The 19097-nt window shown below is 37.7% G+C and carries 17 protein-coding genes; 13 read left to right on the top strand and 4 right to left on the bottom strand.

Features of this window, described 5'->3' with window-relative positions; all coding sequences use genetic code 11:
* Positions 1–44: 44 nt before the first annotated feature.
* The gene (locus tag AC0KSB_RS04915) at positions 45–596 is read left to right on the top strand and encodes an FUSC family protein (protein ID WP_472307101.1); all 552 of its coding nucleotides are present in this window, start codon (positions 45–47) and stop codon (positions 594–596) included.
* Here AC0KSB_RS04915 and AC0KSB_RS04910 read toward each other — a convergent pair.
* On the bottom strand, positions 593–3058 hold the full coding sequence (locus AC0KSB_RS04910; RefSeq protein WP_472307100.1) for an HAD-IC family P-type ATPase: 2466 nt from the start codon (positions 3056–3058) through the stop codon (positions 593–595). The two genes, AC0KSB_RS04915 and AC0KSB_RS04910, sit on opposite strands and share 4 nt — an antisense overlap.
* 190 nt (positions 3059–3248) lie before the next feature.
* On the opposite strand from AC0KSB_RS04910, the gene AC0KSB_RS04905 reads away from it, so the two are divergent.
* The 5 genes from AC0KSB_RS04905 to AC0KSB_RS04885 all read left to right on the top strand — a co-directional run bounded on the left by AC0KSB_RS04905 (position 3249) and on the right by AC0KSB_RS04885 (position 10177).
* Positions 3249–3635, top strand: a complete 387-nt coding sequence (locus AC0KSB_RS04905) for a Fur family transcriptional regulator (RefSeq protein WP_472307099.1) — start codon at positions 3249–3251, stop codon at positions 3633–3635.
* A 20-nt stretch (positions 3636–3655) separates the two neighbouring features.
* Complete coding sequence (locus tag AC0KSB_RS04900) at positions 3656–4198, top strand: ferritin family protein (RefSeq protein WP_472307098.1); 543 nt, start codon at positions 3656–3658, stop codon at positions 4196–4198.
* 302 nt (positions 4199–4500) lie between these two features.
* The gene (locus AC0KSB_RS04895) at positions 4501–6444 is read left to right on the top strand and encodes a fructose-1,6-bisphosphatase (protein ID WP_472307097.1); all 1944 of its coding nucleotides are present in this window, start codon (positions 4501–4503) and stop codon (positions 6442–6444) included.
* A 68-nt stretch (positions 6445–6512) separates the two neighbouring features.
* Positions 6513–8117 carry a xylulokinase gene (locus AC0KSB_RS04890; protein ID WP_472307096.1) on the top strand — a complete coding sequence of 535 codons (1605 nt, stop codon included), beginning with the start codon at positions 6513–6515 and terminating at the stop codon, positions 8115–8117.
* 248 nt (positions 8118–8365) lie between these two features.
* Positions 8366–10177, top strand: a complete 1812-nt coding sequence (locus tag AC0KSB_RS04885) for a hypothetical protein (RefSeq protein ID WP_472307095.1) — start codon at positions 8366–8368, stop codon at positions 10175–10177.
* Here the strand turns inward: AC0KSB_RS04885 and AC0KSB_RS04880 are convergent.
* Both AC0KSB_RS04880 and AC0KSB_RS04875 read right to left on the bottom strand, forming a co-directional pair.
* Positions 10143–10823: an HAD family hydrolase gene (locus AC0KSB_RS04880; RefSeq protein WP_472307094.1), complete on the bottom strand. Its 681-nt coding sequence runs from the start codon at positions 10821–10823 to the stop codon at positions 10143–10145. The genes AC0KSB_RS04885 and AC0KSB_RS04880 overlap by 35 nt on opposite strands.
* Positions 10823–11413: a hypothetical protein gene (locus tag AC0KSB_RS04875; protein ID WP_472307093.1), complete on the bottom strand. Its 591-nt coding sequence runs from the start codon at positions 11411–11413 to the stop codon at positions 10823–10825. Before AC0KSB_RS04875 ends, AC0KSB_RS04880 begins: the two co-directional genes overlap by 1 nt.
* A gap of 214 nt (positions 11414–11627) precedes the next feature.
* Here AC0KSB_RS04875 and AC0KSB_RS04870 point away from each other — a divergent pair, with 214 nt between their 5' ends.
* The 7 genes from AC0KSB_RS04870 to AC0KSB_RS04840 all read left to right on the top strand — a co-directional run bounded on the left by AC0KSB_RS04870 (position 11628) and on the right by AC0KSB_RS04840 (position 18537).
* Positions 11628–12461, top strand: coding sequence for a hypothetical protein (locus tag AC0KSB_RS04870; RefSeq protein ID WP_472307092.1), 834 nt, complete (start codon positions 11628–11630; stop codon positions 12459–12461).
* A 264-nt stretch (positions 12462–12725) separates the two neighbouring features.
* Positions 12726–13817 carry a heme-binding Shp domain-containing protein gene (locus AC0KSB_RS04865; RefSeq protein ID WP_472307091.1) on the top strand — a complete coding sequence of 364 codons (1092 nt, stop codon included), beginning with the start codon at positions 12726–12728 and terminating at the stop codon, positions 13815–13817.
* Positions 13814–14716, top strand: coding sequence for a heme ABC transporter substrate-binding protein IsdE (isdE, locus tag AC0KSB_RS04860; RefSeq protein ID WP_472307090.1), 903 nt, complete (start codon positions 13814–13816; stop codon positions 14714–14716). Before AC0KSB_RS04865 ends, isdE begins: the two co-directional genes overlap by 4 nt.
* Positions 14709–15704 (top strand): FecCD family ABC transporter permease, encoded by a 996-nt coding sequence (locus AC0KSB_RS04855; protein ID WP_472307089.1) that lies wholly within the window; start codon positions 14709–14711, stop codon positions 15702–15704. Before isdE ends, AC0KSB_RS04855 begins: the two co-directional genes overlap by 8 nt.
* A complete protein-coding gene (locus AC0KSB_RS04850) occupies positions 15694–16473 on the top strand; it encodes an ABC transporter ATP-binding protein (RefSeq protein WP_472307088.1) in 780 nt (259 codons plus the stop codon). The genes AC0KSB_RS04855 and AC0KSB_RS04850 overlap by 11 nt, the downstream gene beginning before the upstream one ends.
* 136 nt (positions 16474–16609) lie before the next feature.
* Positions 16610–17647, top strand: a complete 1038-nt coding sequence (locus AC0KSB_RS04845) for a uroporphyrinogen decarboxylase family protein (RefSeq protein ID WP_472307087.1) — start codon at positions 16610–16612, stop codon at positions 17645–17647.
* A 2-nt stretch (positions 17648–17649) separates the two neighbouring features.
* Entirely contained in the window at positions 17650–18537 is an 888-nt protein-coding gene (locus AC0KSB_RS04840) for a GTP-binding protein (protein ID WP_472307086.1), read from the top strand.
* An 8-nt stretch (positions 18538–18545) separates the two neighbouring features.
* Here the strand turns inward: AC0KSB_RS04840 and AC0KSB_RS04835 are convergent, their stop codons facing one another.
* Complete coding sequence (locus tag AC0KSB_RS04835; protein ID WP_472307085.1) at positions 18546–18848, bottom strand: nitrous oxide-stimulated promoter family protein; 303 nt, start codon at positions 18846–18848, stop codon at positions 18546–18548.
* Positions 18849–19097 lie beyond the last annotated feature (249 nt).

Genomic DNA, 19097 nt, shown 5'->3' with positions numbered 1-19097 from the left:
AAGAAAAATACAATTGTATATTATAATCTAGTTATTAACAGCATATGCCAAGGGAGGCGAATAACATAGATACAAAGATATATGAAGGTTTTGATAAATACCGAATTGGTTTGCGGACAATAAAAACAGCTATTGCAGTTTTTTTGTGTCTTGCAGTGCAATGGTTTTTCCCCGAAGTTTCAGCATTAAACGCAGGTATAGCAGCAGTAGTATGTATGCGTGAAACTCCCGGCAAAACTGTTGAAACAGGAATCAACAGATTCATAGGAACTGTAATTGGAGGTGTATTTGGCTTTGTGCTGGTAAAGCTTGCCGGTATAATACCGTTTTATGGTTCCGGATTGTTTGTAATTGTAATACCTTCTATAATGATGCTTTCGATAAGCACTTGTGTTTGGCTTAAAAAATATGATTCTGTAATAATATGCTGTGTTGTTTATTTAATAATTGCTTTGGAAGCGGGTGTTGATACCGGCAACACGATTAATTACGTTGTCATGCGTGTGCTAGATACAACAATAGGCATAATTTTTGCTACTTTGATAAACAAATTCTTCTTTCCTTATAAAGGCGAAGACAAGAAAGAACTTTCTTAAAAAGTTTTTGGCCGAGTTGTGTGAGGCAATATATATTTATTATATGCTTCGGCAATTCTTTTGGACAATTTGGTAAAAGCCCACATTGCTGAAGGAATAAGTAATGCCAGGACAAAAAGTATCAACTTGCTGCCAAATGTTAAAGCCTCAAGAGAAAATAGACCCGGGACAATTACCAGAATTAGAATCAGCATTATAATCAAGGATACAAATAGAAATTTTCTTTGCCAGTTAAAAGGTGTTGAAACACGCCAAAGCATTATAAAACCGACCCCTACAATTAATAATGCGGCTACTGTAGAAATCTCGTCGGCAGAGACTGGAAAAGCAAAAGAAAACAGCATCAGTATGTTGACAATCATTAGATTGGTTAAAGAGGCAGGCAGTGCACGATAAAGTACATTTTGCAAAAAGCGACCCTTTACAAGATCTGAATTAGGTTCCAGAGCAAGGAAAAAAGAAGGTGCACCAATGGTAAGAAAGCTGACCAGTGAAAGGTTTGCTGGGTTTAGTGGATAGGCGAAAATTGCAATTACCGATATTATTGCAAGGAAAAAGGAAAGAATATTTTTCACAAGAAACAGTGAAGCTGTTCTTTCAATATTATTGATTACACGTCGCCCTTCGGCCACAACCAGAGGCATGGAATCAAAATCCGAATCAAGAAGTACAAGATCGGAAACGTGGGCGGCAACGTCACTGCCGGAAGCCATAGCAATGCTGCAATCTGCTGCTTTGAGAGCAAGTACATCATTTACTCCGTCTCCTGTCATACCTACAGTATGCCCCGCTTTTTGAAGTGAACGTATAAGCTGGCGTTTTTGTTCAGGAGAAACGCGACCAAAAACAGTATATTTGTCAGCTGCTTGGATTATTTTTTCATATGTATTCAAAGTTGTGGCATCAATATAATTTCCGGCATCAATAATCCCGGCTTTTATTGCTGCAGTAGAAGCTGTTTGCGGATTATCACCTGATATGACTTTTATTTTTACATTCTGTGATGCAAAATAAGCAAAAGTTTCTTTGGCGGTGGCTTTTATCGGATTTTCCAGAGCAATAAAAGCAAGCGGCTGACCTGATATCTGATTTCCCTCAGCAACAGCGGCTTTTGTCAATAAAAGAATTCTTTTACCGTCTTCGAGCTGTCTTTGAACCATATTCATACATGATTTTTGCTCTGCTGATAGTAAAATCTCTGGTGCACCTAAAACATAGATCTCATCATTGTCAAAAGAAACCAGGCTATATTTTTTCTTGGAAGAAAATGGTTGAACAAACATAGCTTTTCGATAGTTTGTATAACCATACTTATCCTTGATTGCCTGCATAGTTGAGTTGTCAGATGGCATATTGGACGCATAATCTGATAGAATGGACTCGATCTTTTCAATAGGAGTATTATAATTTCCTTTATCAAAATCCGGATCATAGACTGGCAGCAGATCTGTCACCAGCATGTGGTTTTCCGTTATTGTGCCGGTTTTATCAAGACATAGTAAATCTACTCTTGCCAAAGTTTCTACTGAATTAAAATCGTGTACAACCGTCCTTTGCTGAGCAATACGTACAACACTTGCGGCAAGGGCAACACTAACCAGAAGATATAATCCTGCGGGGATCATTCCGACAAGCGCTCCGGTTGTATTTTCCACACTCTCTTTGACTGATAAGCCCAAGGTATCAATCTGCCTCCAATAGAGAAGAGCACCAACAGGTATTATAGAAACACCTATAATTTGCAAAAGCCTTGTTAGAGATTTCATCATACCTGCCGGTTTTTGTTTTTTTGATTTCTTGGCTGCCAAAGTAAGCTTGGCGGCAAATGAGTTTTCTCCCACATTATCAAGTCTGGCACGGCACTCTCCATTTATAACAAAGCTGCCGGATAGCAAAAGGTCTCCCAGCTTCTTTTGTATTTCATCGGATTCACCTGTTACAAGGGATTCATTAACAAGAATTTCGCCCTCCAACACAATAGCATCGGCAAAAATCTGATTTCCGCCTCTAAAAATGACAATATCATCCAAGACCATCATATTGGTTGGTGTTTCGTAAATGTTTCCTTCTCGAATTACTGTGCCGATAGGTTCTTTCAAAATTACAAGCTTATCAAGTTTTCTTTTGGCATTTATTTCCTGAACTGTGCCAATAGCAAGGTTAAAAAGAACTATTACCATAAACATAAGATTATTGTAGGAGCCAACAATAATTAATGCTGCCGCTATGACGAAAAAGATTAAATTAAAATAAGTAAAAATATTGCCGATTATTATCTGAGAAGTTGTTTTGGTAGGTGATTGAACTTCCTTATTATAAAGACCGGCTTCTAAACGCTCCCTGGCCTGATCCTCACTAAGACCATAGTCTGGCGTCGGAGAAAAACGTTGTATATTTTTATATTCATTTTCTGTACCGCTAGAACGTCTATTGCCTATTTTCATAAAACCAAAATCTGCCATGAAGATCACCTTCAAATAAAAAATTAAGCTTCTATCATTATAATACCACGTGTTTGATTATACGGACGGAACAGATTTGTTTTACATTAAAATGACAGTGGACGTATTAGAAAAATTTAGTATTGACAATTCAGAATAATCGTATAGAATACTATATAGTACAAGGTACTAATAAGCGAGGAGACAATTCATGAGTGCTAAAAGATCGACTATTCAGAAGCAGGTTATCTATGAAGCTGTAAATGAGCTCAAAATACATCCCTCTTCTGATGAAATCTATGAATATGTTCGAATCAAATATCCAAATATAAGCAGAGGCACTGTATTTCGCAATCTTAAGCAAATGGCAGATAATAGTGAAATAAAAAGGGTAGAAGTGCCTAACTCTGCTGATCGGTTTGATTTTAACTGCAGTGATCATTATCATATGCTCTGCAAAGAATGCGGGCGTGTTTATGATGTCGAAATCGACTATGTCAGTGATATGCTTTCAAGGATAAAAGATATGAACGGCTTCAAGATTGAAAAGCATGATATTGTCTTTAAGGGGATTTGTGCCAAGTGCAATAATAAATAAGACATCTGGAGGTAAGGGAAATGGTTAAATACGTATGTCAGGTTTGTGGTTATACAGCAGAGGGTGAGAAACCCGGCAAATGTCCACAGTGTGGCGCAGATGGTTCAAGATTTGATGAACTTTCAGGCGAAAGAGTGTGGGCAGATGAACATAGGATAGGTATAGCCGAAGGTCTTGACGAAGAGATTGTCAAGGGATTAAGAGAAAACTTTATGGGCGAGTGTACCGAAGTAGGTATGTATCTGGCTATGTCCAGACAAGCTGATCGTGAAGGCTATCCTGAAGTGGCAGAGGCTTATAAAAGAATAGCTTATGAGGAAGCAGAGCATGCTGCGAAATTTGCTGAATTATTGGGCGAAGTTGTTTTTGCAGATACTAAAAAGAATCTGCAGCTTAGAGCCGATGCAGAGGCTGGAGCTACAGCTGGTAAAATGGCAATCGCCAAAAGAGCAAAAGAACTCGGCTATGATGCCATACATGATACCGTGCACGAAATGGCAAAAGATGAAGCCCGTCATGGCTGTGCCTTTGAGGGACTTCTCAAACGTGTTGTGACTGATTAAGTAAATATAGAAAATTAAATAATTGAACGTAAATATACTGACAAGGTTTCAGCTTTTCATTTACTTTCAATGACCTAAAGAAAAATAAGAAACTGGAAAATCTTTTTTAAGCATTTTTCCAGTTTTTTATTGTATTTTTTGAGTTTCGAAGTTTGCTGTCTTTGTAGTTTTCTTGTTTATGCCCAAATGAGCCATAATCTGCTATCATATAGTTGTTGTAGCTCATTGGAAGATTGGATACAATCGAAATGAGATTTCCAAAGAAATTTTACTGTTTCAAAAAAGCCTGATGGAGGGTTTGTATGTTGGATATAAGATATTTGCAGCTTTTGTCGAGAGATTATCCGACGATTCATGCTGCAGCAGCAGAAGCCATAAGATTAAATGCTATTTTAAGTTTACCTAAAGGCACAGAATTCTTCTTTAGTGACCTGCACGGTGAACATGAAGCCTTTATTCATTTGCTTCGCAGTGCTTCCGGTTTTATACGTTTAAGAATAGATGATCTTTTTTCTAAATCTGTTTCCAAGGCGGATAGAATTGCTCTTTCAAATCTGATTTATTATCCAGAGAAAGAACTGGAAAGAGTTGATCTGGAAGGACAGGAGAAAGAAGACTGGTATAAAATAACCATATTCAGACTTCTGGAAATATGTAATAATGTTTCAGCAAAATATACACGTTACCAGGTCAGGAAAAAACTGCCATCACAGTTTGCTACCATACTTGATGAGCTTATGCATGTTGATTCTGCCAGTAAAGCAGAATTTTTTGATGCCGGAGTTGCATCAATTGCCAGAACTGGCATGATGAATGATTTTATAACAAGTCTTTGTATAACTATACAAAAACTGGCAATAGATAAATTGCATATAATAGGGGATATTTTTGACCGAGGGCCAAGAGCTGACGCTATTATGAACGCGCTTATAGAATTTCATGATGCAGATGTACAGTGGGGCAATCATGATATTCTCTGGATGGGTGCAGCAGCAGGAAGTCTTGCCTGCGTTGCTAATGTTGTACGTTTGGGAATCAGTTATAATAACTTTGATTTGCTGGAAGATGGTTATAATATAAATTTGCGGTCACTGTCGGTTTTTGCCTCACATGTATATCGTGATGATCCTTGTGAAATATTTAAACCACATATTCTTGACGAAAATAAATATGATCCGGTAGATATTGCTCTGGCTGCCAAGATGCATAAAGCTATAGCTGTTATTCAATTTAAGCTTGAAGGTCAACTGGTAAAAAGACATCCTGAATATAATATGAATGACCGTTGTATTTTAGAATCAATCAATATAGATGACGGCACTATAAAAATACAGGGAAAAACTTATCCGCTCAAGGATAGATTGTTCCCGACGATTAATCCCCGGAATCCACTTGAACTTATGCCCGAAGAAGAAGAACTGATCAGAACGATAGCTATTTCTTTCAGACATGGCAGAAAGCTGCAGGAACATGTTACTTTTTTGTATAATAAAGGGTCAATGTACAAAAAAATCAATGGCAATCTTCTTTATCACGGCTGCATACCAATGACACCGGAAGGTGAATTTGATCAGGCTAATTTTGATGGAAAAGATTACAGTGGCAAAGACTATCTTGACTATATAGACAGCAAGGTTAGAAGAGCACATTTTGCTCCCGCACATACTCAGGAGCAGTACGATGCAAGAGATTTCTTATGGTATTTGTGGTGTGGCCCTAAGTCGCCTCTTTTTGGCAAAAACAGAATGGCTACATTGGAGCGCTATCTGGTTGATGATAAAGCAACACATAAGGAAGTAATGAATCCTTATTATAAACAACTAGATGACCGTGTAGTATGCGAAAAAATACTAAAAGACTTTGATATGGATACGACAAAGTCGCATATAATAAACGGTCATGTGCCGGTTAAATTGAAAGCGGGAGAAAGTCCGGTAAAAGGCGGCGGCCTTTTATATGTTATTGACGGAGGTATATCAAAAGCTTATCAAAAACAGACCGGGATAGGTGGCTATACGCTGGTATATAATTCCCGTTACCTTGCACTTGCCGAGCATCTGCCTTTTCATGTGGATGAAGATAAGCGCCCAGTAGATTTTTCACCTGTAATGCAGATTGTTGAGAATATGCCATATAGAATAACTGTGGCAGATACTGATGAAGGCATAGAAATAAAGCAGGAAATAGACGAACTTCTGGATCTGGTTGAAGCATATAGAACCGGTCTGCTAAAAGAAAAAGTATGAGAATCTAACGTGCTATAAGGTGTTATCTTTGATATAATACCACTGAAATCTGAAAGGAGATATTTGTTATGGGTAATTCTGCTGAAATCAAATCTGCTATTGAAAGTGGTAAAACGTCTGTTGGTATTGAACTGGGGTCAACCAGAATCAAAACTGTGCTTGTAGGCACAGATAATTTCCCGATCGCTTCAGGTAGTTATGACTGGGAGAACAGTCATATAGACAATATCTGGACGTATAGCCTGGAAGACGTCTGGAAAGGCGTACAAAGCAGCTATCAGAAAATGGCTGAAAATGTCAAAAAAGAATATGGTATTACTATCACTAAATTAGGTGCTTTAGGATTTAGTGGCATGATGCATGGATATATGGTATTTGACAAAAATGATAAGCAGCTTGTTCCATTTCGTACATGGAGAAATAATTTTACCAGTCAGGCATCTGAAGAGCTGACTGAACTGTTTAACTATCCTATTCCTCAAAGATGGAATATAGCACACTTGTATCAGGCTATAATAAACAAAGAAGAGCATGTTTCCCAGATTAATTTCCTGACTACTTTGGCAGGATATGTACACTGGCAGCTCACTGGGGAAAAAGTACTAGGTATAGGTGAGGCTTCAGGTGTATTCCCTATCGACTCAGTTAATAAAAATTATAATCTCTCCATGGCTGATAAATTCGATCAGCATATAAGTAAGAACGGTTTTGAATGGAAGGTTGCCGATATACTGCCTAAAGTTATGGTTGCCGGAGAAACTGCAGGATATCTTACTGAAACTGGTGCGAAACTGCTTGATCCTACAGGTAATCTGCAGGCTGGTGTTCCTCTTTGTCCGCCGGAAGGTGATGCAGGTACAGGAATGGTTGCGACTAACAGTATTGCAGTCAGAACCGGTAATGTTTCTGCTGGAACTTCAGTTTTTGCGATGATCGTTTTGGAAAAAGAATTATCCAAAGCATATAGTGAGCTTGACCTAGTTACTACTCCAGAAGGAAATATGGTAGCTATGGTTCATTCTAATAACTGTACCTCCGATTATGATGCCTGGCTGGGGATTTTTGCCGAGGCTATCAAGGCATTAGGTCTTGATGTTCCCAAACCCAAGCTCTACGACACCTTGCTGGAAACAGCTCTTAAAGGTGATCCTGATTGCGGTGGTCTGCTCTCATACGGCTATATTTCCGGTGAGCACATGACCGGATTTGAAGAAGGTCGTCCTTTGATTGTTCGTTCATCAGCCAGCAACTTTAATCTTGCCAACTTTATGAGAGTTCATCTTTTCACCGCTCTAGGAGCACTTAAAACCGGAATGAAAATATTGATTGAACAGGAAAATGTTGAAGTTGATGAGATCAGAGGACATGGTGGATTCTTTAAGGCTCAGGAAGTAGGCCAGCGTGTGATGGGTGCTGCTACAGGTGTACCTATATCGATTATGGAAACAGCTGGTGAAGGCGGAGCATGGGGAATCGCATTGCTTGGTGCTTATATGATTAATAAAGCAGCTGGTGAAACTTTGACATCCTATCTGGAAAATAAAGTTTTTGCCGGCAAAGAAGCAGATGTTCTCACTCCTGATCCGGCCGATGTTGAAGGCTTCAATAAATTCTTTGAACGCTATACCAAAGGTCTGGCAATTGAAAGAGCCGCGGTTGAGAATCTCAGATGATTTTCAGATGATTTTCAAAAAATCATGTTTGTACTAAAAAAGTGACAACATAGGGCATAAAAATAAATTGATTATCGGACAATAAAATAGTATAAAGAAAAGGGATATTTCAAAAAGGTTTTAAAACCACGAGATATCCCTTTTTTCAGTAACTATTGAGCTGGAAATGTTTTTGCATAAGGTATATTGCTTAAAGTAGGAACTGGTATAGTAAATCAGTAAATATATTATAGAATCGAGGGATTCGTATGAATGTTATAAAAAAAGCTATTCTAGGCACATTAAAAGGTGCCTTGTATTCTTATCAGAAATATCCAACTGCTATGATAGGGGCTACTTTGCTTGCAATTCTAACCAGTATAAGAATTGCCGATGATAATCTTTGGCGCCCGGTATTATTTGACAAATGGCAAATGATATTTGTGTTAACAGCTTTAATCGGACTTGCCTTTACTGCCTGGCTGCAGACAAGAACAGAAACGAAAAAAGCCGGTCTTATTTCCCTTGCAGGTCTTATTGTAATTTTGCCTTTGTATTTTCTCATTCAACCTATAGATGAACGAATTCCACAGCTTACTGTTATAAGAGTGCTTGCAGTTTCTGTAATTGCAGTAATTGGTATGCTGATAATAATTAGTTATAAGCAAGATAACACAGATTTCAACAAACGCTTTTTTATGCTGCATAAAGCTTTCTTTATAGCTCTTTTATATATGCTTGTAGTAATGGGTGGATCTAATTTTATTGCAGCTGCAGTAAAAGCTTTGCTATATAACGATATGCCTTATGATGTGTATCAGCATCTTTCAACCTGGAGTGCATTTCTGGGCTTTGCTTTTTTCCTTGGCAATCTACCCGCTTTTCACAAAAACACTGATCTCAAAGAAATACAATCTTCCCAGAGACAGGCCCGTTTTATTGAAGTTCTTTTTGTTTATGTAATGATTCCTATCATAATGGTTTTGTCTTTTGTATTATTACTATGGTCTTTAAGGATGGTAGTTACAGGGGATTGGCCGCCCTTTGAACAATTAGCATCAATTTTTAGCGGCTATGTACTTTTAGGTGTATGGCTAACCATTATGGTTGCAGATTCAGCCAATGGTCTGGCAAAATTCTTCCGCAGAGTTTACCCGGTCACGGCAATAGTTTTCTTGCTGGTTGATGCGGCAGCAATTCTGCGTCAGATCAATCTGTATGGAATTAAAGCAGGTGAATATGCTGCCATTGTAATCTGGATATTTGCTTTCACAACTGCAATTTTTTTCCTAGTGAGGCCTGTTAAGTTCAATCATCTGACGGCCTGGCTGGCAGCAGCCCTGATTCTTGTCAGTGTATTGCCATTAACCGGTTTTAACGATATTACAGCAGGATCACAGACAAGAAGACTAAGAGCTGTGCTTGAAAAAAATAATATGCTCCAGAATGATCAAATTATTGCTGCGCCTGAAAACAATCTGCCGGAAAAAACGGATCAGATTCTAATAACTGAAGCAAGTTTTTACCTTGCCGAACTGGACAGCAGAACTAAATTGCCCTCGTGGTTCCCTGAACAAGAAGATATTAATTCACGTTTCAACACGATTTACGGATTTCAAAGCCGCTGGGATGATGGTGATTGGATTAGCACGCCAAGAGCCGCCTGGGTATGGCATGAATCAGCAGTTATTGATGTTAGTGAATATCAACTGGCAATTACAAGCGATATCGACACAACTGATATAACAAAACAATTTTCCACAGACAAGGCAGACTATGAAATAAACTGGAAGACACAAAAATATGAAACTCCCAGTGTGCCGCAACTTACCATAACCAGAGATAACGAAGTTATCATTGATCAAAGCCTGAAGGATTTTCTGGAGCCAATTGCCGAAAAAGCAAAAGAAGCAGGAACTTATCAGATTTCTCTGCCTGCTGAGGATATGCATTATACTTTAGACAATCAATACGTAAAAGTAATGATTGTCTTTGAAGCAATAGATATTAACTGGGAAAATACTAATCAAGAGACAAGCTACAATGTTAATATTTCTGCTTTGTATTTTGCTGAAAAATAATCGGCAAAATCTCGCTGAGATTTTCCAGCATATAGGTGGCCTTGGACTGTTCAAAACCAAAACGGTGGTCTTTGATAGCAGCTACATCAAGTCCTGCGGAAATTGCAGCTTGAATACCATAGGTAGAATCTTCGACAGCCAGACAATCTTCAACTTTTAATCCGATTGCATCAACAGAGTGAAGATATATTTCTGGATGAGGTTTACTTTGTGCGAACATTTGCCCACTTACAATAGACTGAAAGTAGTCTGTTAATTCAAGAGCATTGAGCACACGCTCTATGGTAGGCATTCCAGAAGAGGAGGCAAGTGCCATTATAAAACCTGCCTCCTTTATTTTACCCAAAACATCATAAACATCCGGAAAAATGATCTGCCTGTAATCAGGCCGCATGCCATCTGTAGATTCTTTGTACATTTCCCGCAGTTTTGCCGGTTCAATTTCCTCGCCCCAGTATCTGCTGACAATCTCAAATTCCATTTTGCTGGAAGCGCCTGTAAGTAAGCCTCTTACCTCATCGGTAAAAGGCTTATTATGATCTGCGAAAAATTTTACGAACTTAGATCTATAGAAAGGTTCACTGTCTATAATAACTCCGTCCATATCAAAAATTATTGCTTTATAAGATTTCTGTCTATTACTCATTATTCGTTAATCCATGCATCCATTTTCTGTTTAATCAGTTCATAAGTTTTACTTGAGATGTCGGGCAGCTGACCACCAAGAGCTTTTGATGCTTCGCTAAATCCTTTGTCAATAGCTGACATTAAAGTATCTATTTTGCTCTTGTCTCCCCCTGATATTGCTTTAGCAAACTCAACAATTCTGTCACTGACTGCTTCAGCACTAAAGGCACCACCATCTGCAATAGCCGCAGCAGCTTCCGTACGGGTCTGCTCGTCTACTATTATTTCGCCATCAAAACCCTCCAGATCCTTAAAAGTCATTCCCTGACGTTCAAGCATTTGTCTTACCATTTCGCGAAGATGACTATATGTTTGCTCGCTTTGAGCCTTTAACTTTGCTATTGTGGATTGATCAGGTTTGCTATAAACTGCCGACTTGGAATCGGTCTCACTAGGCTGCGAAGGTATGTACTTATCAGTTGTGTCCACACCTTGTGGCGGCTGATTGCTTGCAGCACCAGCCTTATTGCTCTTGCCTTGATTTACATTATCCGAAGTTTGTGTTTTCCCAGCCTGATTGTAGGCGTTCTCATTACCATTTACTCTCATTTTTTGCCTCCTGCATAATTTTGAACACACTAACATGCATCCTGCCTTGTTAGATAGATTTACCATATATATTATATCGTACAAATGTGAATTTGCTTTAATTATATAATAAATTGGCATGCCAGCTAAATAATATTGACAGTAAAAAAGCAATGTGATAATCTTCATCTGTGTTAGCTTTGGTTAACTTGAGTTTGTATCATGGAGGTAGATCATGCAGCAGGAAATGTCTGTTTTAAAGGCAAGAATACTTATTTGCCTGACACAAATGGGCAGAAGAAGCAGCAATGTAACACATCTTTCCGAAGTGTTTTGCGTTGCAAAATCAACTATAAGCCGCTCGGTGGACTGGTTTGAAAAAAAGAATTTATTATCTCGCAATCCTGACAGGACAATATCTTTAACTGATTACGGATATGAAATCGCCATGGATTATTCCTCCAAAAGAGAAATTTATTTTAGCTGGCTGATCTCCGAAGGTCTTCAACATAAAATTGCAGAACAAGATGCACTGATATTAGCTGTAGAAAGTTCAAATGAAACAGTCGCGATAATAAGAAAATATAATGAAATAAGACAGCTGAAGAAATTTTTTGGTAATAGTGCTCAGATGAATGGAAAAGACTTGTGTGAGCAAATGCATGATGGAATTTATCCCTTCGACTTTATGTTTTTCAAACAGGAGAAATATAACAGCTCCAGCTTAAGTCCATCAATGGCAAATGCAGGGTTTGACAGCTCTGGAGAATTAACAGTCAAGAATGGTAATGGACTTATTTCTTTAAATGCAAAACAAGTAGAGCATATATCGATCCTAGGTAGTTTAAAGGTAAAAGGTATTCTGAGAAATATGCAGTATCTTGCCGGCAAAGAGTATAAAGAAGCCGGCAAAGAGGGCAACACATACTTTTTTCCCGCTTCCTCACTAAATTTTGTACGTATAGGGAAAAATAATATTATACAAGGTTCGGTAAGGGTGAAATTATCCTGCAGTGCAGGTAAGGTTCATATGCCTGATAGTGAAGCCTTTTTTGTACTTTATTTATAAAAAAGATAATTCAGCGCATAAAACAGATTAACTTTGTTGCCATGACGCAACTCTCGAGAATAATTATTTTGCAGAGCAAATATTTGAAAATATAAGTTTTTTGTTGCATAGGGGCAACAAAAAGGTTTATTGACCTTATAAGGCTAAAATATTAGAGTAGAAAAGAAAGGAATTTTTTTGTCCTCAGGTTAGCTTAGGCTAACTTGATTCGCAACTATATAAAACTACTTTTTTTAATCATCATTAAATTTACAGGAGTCTAAAATGACAAGAAATAAACAAGTACTCATGTCTTTTTGCAGTTTTATCTTAATACTTACTTTTGTGATAAGTCTAACTCCCCAAAAAGCATTAGCTGCTTCTCATGGAATATATACTGCAATATCAACTTCACATTATATACATCCTGTAACAGGTGTAATTGAAGATAGTGGAAATAATGTAGAAATAGGGCAAGCAATGACAGAAAGTGCATTGCATAAAACTGCCTTGATAGAGGTAGATAGTAATGGTAAGCATTATGCAACTATAAGATTTAACCTGATGGACAATATCAGTAATTTTTCTTTTAAAGTGCAAAAAGATGGCAGTTCTGCATTTAGAGATGTAAGTTCGACAATAGTAAAAGAAGATTTGGGCAATAACAGATCTGATTTTCGTTTTGAGATACCCAGCGAGAAGGCTATTGTCAGAACTAGTTTTTATGTAGGGCCAATGGGCAGAGATGTTGTTTTTTACATTACATTTTCTGGATTGAAAGCAGGTAGTGCAGACTTTGTTACGCATATAAAAATAGAAGAAACCACCCAGCCAACAACTCAGGAAACTACTAAAGTTTCTGAGCCAAAACAGACTGATTTGCCTGCGCAGTCTACTGACAATAATACTCAAACCCAGCCAAGCACGACAACTAATGCACAAAATAATATAACAGCAGAAACACAAAATCAAAACAATAATGGCGCCGCTCAAATAACAGAAGCGTCGGACAATACATCAATTGATAATTCTGATACTGCTGCTGACATACCAGAAAGCAGCCAAACAGAAACTGATGTTTCAGATGATGAATTAGCCAATGGTGATAAATCAAAAACGAATCAGAGCGATAGCAACGAGACAGAGTATTCAGATGAGAATTCCGAGGTTCAAGAATATGAAGCAGAACCGCTGATTGACACCTTGAGTTATTCTGAAAAAGAAGGGCTGCAGATTTATCAGATAAAAGCACAGGCTGAACAAAAGCCGCCGCTTGGAAAAAATGCACTTATAATAATCCTTGTTCTTATTTTTATCGCTCTTGCATCTATACCGGCATACATTTTTATAAAACGCAGGAGATCAAAAAAAACATGAAAAAAATAATTTCAATACTTATTTGCCTGGCTTTTGCTATAAACATATCGGCATGCTCTTCGGATGAAAACAATGTTTACAGTGACGAAATACCAAAACTTAATCCGGATAATCTGCGAATAATCGGGACTTCACCGGCTGTTGTGGATATTCTTGACAAGTTGGAGATAGATTTGGTAGGTGTGCCTTCAAGTGAAATAAGTGTAATTCCGTCAAGGTACGATGATGCCACTGTAATAGGAACTGCAATGAGTCCGGATATGGAAATAGTAAAATCACTAGATCCAGACTGGATTCTAAGCCCTGTTACCCTCTTATCAGATTTAAAACCCAAATATGAAGCTGCAGAAATCAATTCAGCTTTTTTAGATCTTAGAAGTGTCAAAGGAATGTATACATCTATCGGCCAGTTAGGGTATATGTTCGACCGTCAAAATCTTGCTGAAGATCTAATAAATGATTTTGAACTGTTCTATGAAAAATACAAAGAAAAAACAGATGGCAAAGAATCACCAACCGTACTTGTATTAATGGGACTGCCCGGATCTTATATAGTTGCTACACCGAAAAGCTATGTAGGCTCTCTTGTCGAAATGGCAGGCGGTATTAATGTTTATTCAGAAGAAGACAAAGAATTCTTAAATGTCAATACAGAGGATTTGTCCAAAACAAATCCAGACATAATTCTCCGTACAGCACATGCCTTGCCCGAGTCGGTAAAAGAAATGTTTGCAGAAGAATTTGAAACAAATACAATCTGGAAACATTTCGGAGCAGTAAAAAACGAAAAAGTCTATGATCTCGACCACAGTCTTTTTGGTATGAGTGCTAAATTCAATTACGAGGAAGCACTTGAAGAGTTATACGATATTTTTTACGGAGATGCAGTCAATGACTAAAGAAATAAAGAGCTTTCTTGCCTTTTTTACCATAACAGTTATGCTGCTAATTATGATTTTTATTTCAATAAATACAGGCAGTATAAAAGTAACACCGGTTGAACTGTTCAAAGGACTATTTTTAGAATATAACAGCGATGTAAATGTAATTTTTGATTTAAGATTCCCACGTATTGTTATAGCTGTTTTTGGCGGAGCAGCTATGGCCGTGTCCGGTGTTCTTCTGCAGGCTGTTATGAAAAATCCTTTAGCAGATCCCGGCATTATAGGCATTGGTGCAGGAGCAAGTCTATCAGCAGTTATAATCTCAGCATTTTTACCTGCTTTATATTATTTCATACCTTTTTTTGCCTTTGTAGGAGGAATGATAGCCTGCTTGATAGTATATTTTCTTGCCTGGAAAAATAACTCATTAAACCCCTTACGCATAATACTTGTAGGTGTAGCTGTGAACGCTCTTTTTACCGGACTTATGAGTTCACTAAACTCCATTACAGGAAACAGCTATAGCGGTGTCGCCAACATAGTAAATGCTAATATATCCATGAAAACCTGGCAGGATGTGAGTATTTTGTTTTGGTATGTCTTAGTAGGGCTGTTGCTATCACTTATTGTTTCCAGATACTGTAATGTTCTGGCTCTGGAAGACAAAACCATACGCTCATTAGGCATCAATGTAAACTTAATTCGTATTTTGATATCAATAGTAGCTGTAGCATTAGCAAGTATCGCAACCGCTGTGCTTGGAGTCATAGGTTTCCTCGGACTGATTGTACCTCATATAGGCAGAATTATTATAGGATCGGATCACAAAAAATTGATTCCTTTTTCCACAATTCTAGGAGCCTTTACTCTACTGGCGGCAGATACATTAGGTAGAGTGATTGCATACCCTTATGAGATATCCCCATCTATAATAATGGCTGTAATTGGCGGCCCGTTTTTCATTTTTCTATTAAGAAGGAGTGCAAAGATATATGGCCTCTAAAGCAGTTTTCTCAATAAATAATTTAAGTTTCTCCTATGACCAGATAAAAGTTTTTCAAGATGTATCCCTGGATGTAGCAGCAGAGAAGATCACAACCATAATGGGAGCAAACGGTTGCGGCAAAACGACGCTTTTCAATTTGATGACAAAATCACTACAGCCGGAAAAAGGAACTATAGAACTGGAAAATAAAGATATACAGAAAATCAAATTGAAGAATTATGCACAAAAAGTAGCAATTGTTCATCAAAACAACGTAGCGCCGCACGACATCTCTGTAGAAAAATTAGTCAAATACGGGAGAACTCCCTACCATAAATTCGGACAGGCAGAAACTAAGGAAGACGAAATCGCAGTCGAGAAGGCTCTGGAAATAACAAAAACCAGCAATTACAGGAACCGTCTTCTCTCCGAATTGTCCGGAGGTCAAAAGCAAAGAGTATGGATAGCCATGGCTCTGGCACAGCAAACGAACATATTATTTTTGGACGAGCCGACAACATATCTGGATATACGTCATCAGATAGAAATACTGAAAATAATAAAAAACCTTAATAAAGAACATAATCTAACCATAGTAATGATACTCCATGATATAAACCAGGCGATTCATTACAGTGATGAGGTAATAGTTCTTTCACCACAAGGCAACGTTCTCGCCAAGGGTGAGCCGGAAAATGTAATTTCCAGTGAACTTATAAAAGAAACTTACGGTATAGAATTAGAACTATTTAATGTGAAAGAGAAAAAACTGGTGCTGGGCATTTAGCAATTGCTGCTTTATTAAGTTTGCAATTTTATATTCATAATATCTATAAAAAGTACTATATAAGATAAGATTTTACAAGAAAGCATTACTCTGTAAGTTTATAGTGATTTTACTACAAAATATGGAGGAATATTAAATGAATTCAATGGAGCGTATCCTGACAACCTTATCACATAAAGAGCCCGACCATGTTCCTGTTTATCCTATTTTAAGTGGTGTAACACGTAATCTTGTAAACGCAACTTATGAGGAATGGTCTAATGATTCCGATATTTGTGCTAAAGCATTACTTGCAGCTGCTGAAAAATTCGAACAGGATTGTATAGTTACGCTGGTAGACTTATCAGTCGAATGTGATGCTTGGGGACAACCTCTGATTTTTCCTGAAAAAGAAGCTGCACATCCAGACTATTCTCAGTGCTTAATCGAAGAAATTGAAGACTATGCCAAAATAAAAAAAGTAGATTATAAAAACTCTAGACGTATGATGTTTCATATAGATGTTTGCCGCAAACTGGTGAATGCTTCTGGTAAGGACAAACCAGTTGTAGGCTTTGTTTTTGGTCCTCTCGGCGTGCTTTCTATGCTGCGCAATCAACAGGACATGTATATGGATTTGTATGATGATCCTGATGCAGTTAAAGAAGCTGCACGACAAATCAACGAAACGCTAAAAGACTACGTAAATGCCATCATTGACACTGGTGTTGCTGCGGTAATGTTCGATACTTTGTTTGCTTCCGGATCTATAATGTCTAAACAAATGTGGGATGAAATGGAAGGTCCACTGGTACAAGAACTGGCACAGATTTGTCATGATCGTGGTGTTGCTGTAATGGTTCATAATTGTGGTCAGAATATTTACTTCGATGTGCAAATAGAGCGTATGAAGCCTGTTGCTATATCTTTCCTTTATCCACCTGATGATTGTGCAAATTTTGCCGAATGCAAACAAAAATATGGTGATAGCATTACTTTAATTGGCTGCATACCACCTGCAATGGTTGTAACGGCAACAGACGAAGAATGGGATGCAGCATGTAAAGAACAAATAGATAATATGGCAAAAGGTGGCGGCTTTATTCTGGCTACTGGTTGTGAATATCCTTCAAATGCATCATTTGACCGCGCGGCTCGTATGGTTGAAATAGCAAAGACTTATGGTAAGTATTAAAAATGGCTGTTATTGATCTGTTTACAGGACTTTTGGGTGCAGGTAAAACTACGCTTATTCGCCAGTATTGTCAATATCTTTCTAAACAAGGCAAAAATTTTGTGATTATTGAAAATGAATTCGGCAGTGCAGGTGTGGATTCTGCACTGCTTAGTTCCTGTGGAGTAAGGGTAAAAGAACTTTCTGGTGGCTGTATTTGTTGCACAATGAAAGCTGGTTTTGCTCAAATGCTTTTAGATTTAGCTGAACAGACCGACCATATTATAGTTGAACCATCCGGCGTGTTCACTTTAGGTGATTTTTTTGAAGTAATTAAGGCTCCTTCTCTGCAGTTCGATTGCTCGATAGGCATTGTTGCAACAGTTTTGGATGCAAGTATATTATCTTCACTAACAGAAGATGACAAAGCTTTGCTTACTGCTCAGTTGTGCGGAACTGGCAGCATTATTGTTAACCGCTGTAATTCAGAAGCTTTGCATAAAACAGTTTTTAAAATGATAAGAAGTCAAACTAAATCTCCTTTATTTTTAACCGATAGTATGCTTGGAAATATTGACTTTAATTCGCTTTATGCCTGCAAACCTAGTTTTGTAAAGGCAATTTGTGCAGATATCAACCATTCATATGTTTATCAAAGTACAACTATTTTCCCCAAACAAAACTACACAAGTGAACAAGCATACCTTATTGCTACTACTGCATGCAGCGGTAAGTATGGAGATGTTCTGCGAATAAAAGGCCAGCTGAATACTAAGGGCGACAGTATGATCTTTTTAAATGCTACAAAAAGCGGCATCCATACAGAAGAACTAGAGCAAAAAGGTTCTGGGATGATAAATGTAATCGGGCGTCGCTTACAAAGAAACAACTTAAAAAAACTATTTGAGTGAAATCACAATTACACCAGCATATGTTTAATAGCAATTATAGGGTGATATATCAACATTCTAGGTCCGGAAAATTTCATAACCTCTTTTATTTTAGAACGCATATCCTTTGAGTAACAAGGTGTCTTACACTTACTGCAAAAACTCTTGGACTCAATAAAACGACAATTATCAATACGAACAGCAGCATAATCAAAAAGCTTCTGACACTCAACACATAATTCTTTGGAATTCTTATGCTTCCGACGACAATAAATTTTAATCATCAATTCCACAAGCTCTTTTTCATTCTCTCTTTTAGATATTATGTTCATAATATTAAATAACCTCTTATATCAGATAATTATACTGGTAGAAAAATTGTTTCATTAAGCAAACTTTATTATAAACTAGATTTGAGGAAATACTCAACCTTATCTCTGCACAATATAGAAGACGATATTCAGAGAACTCTATCTTAGAAAAGCAACCACGGGGGAACAGAGGGACACTCTATCTTAAATCGAAAAAACTTTAGAACATCTGGCAATAGGTCTTTACAGCCGTATTTGCCTAGATGCTTG

This window comes from Ercella succinigenes, from assembly GCF_900002895.1.
Note: the sequence above shows the minus strand (reverse complement) of the source record. Positions and strands in the feature narration are given on the sequence as shown.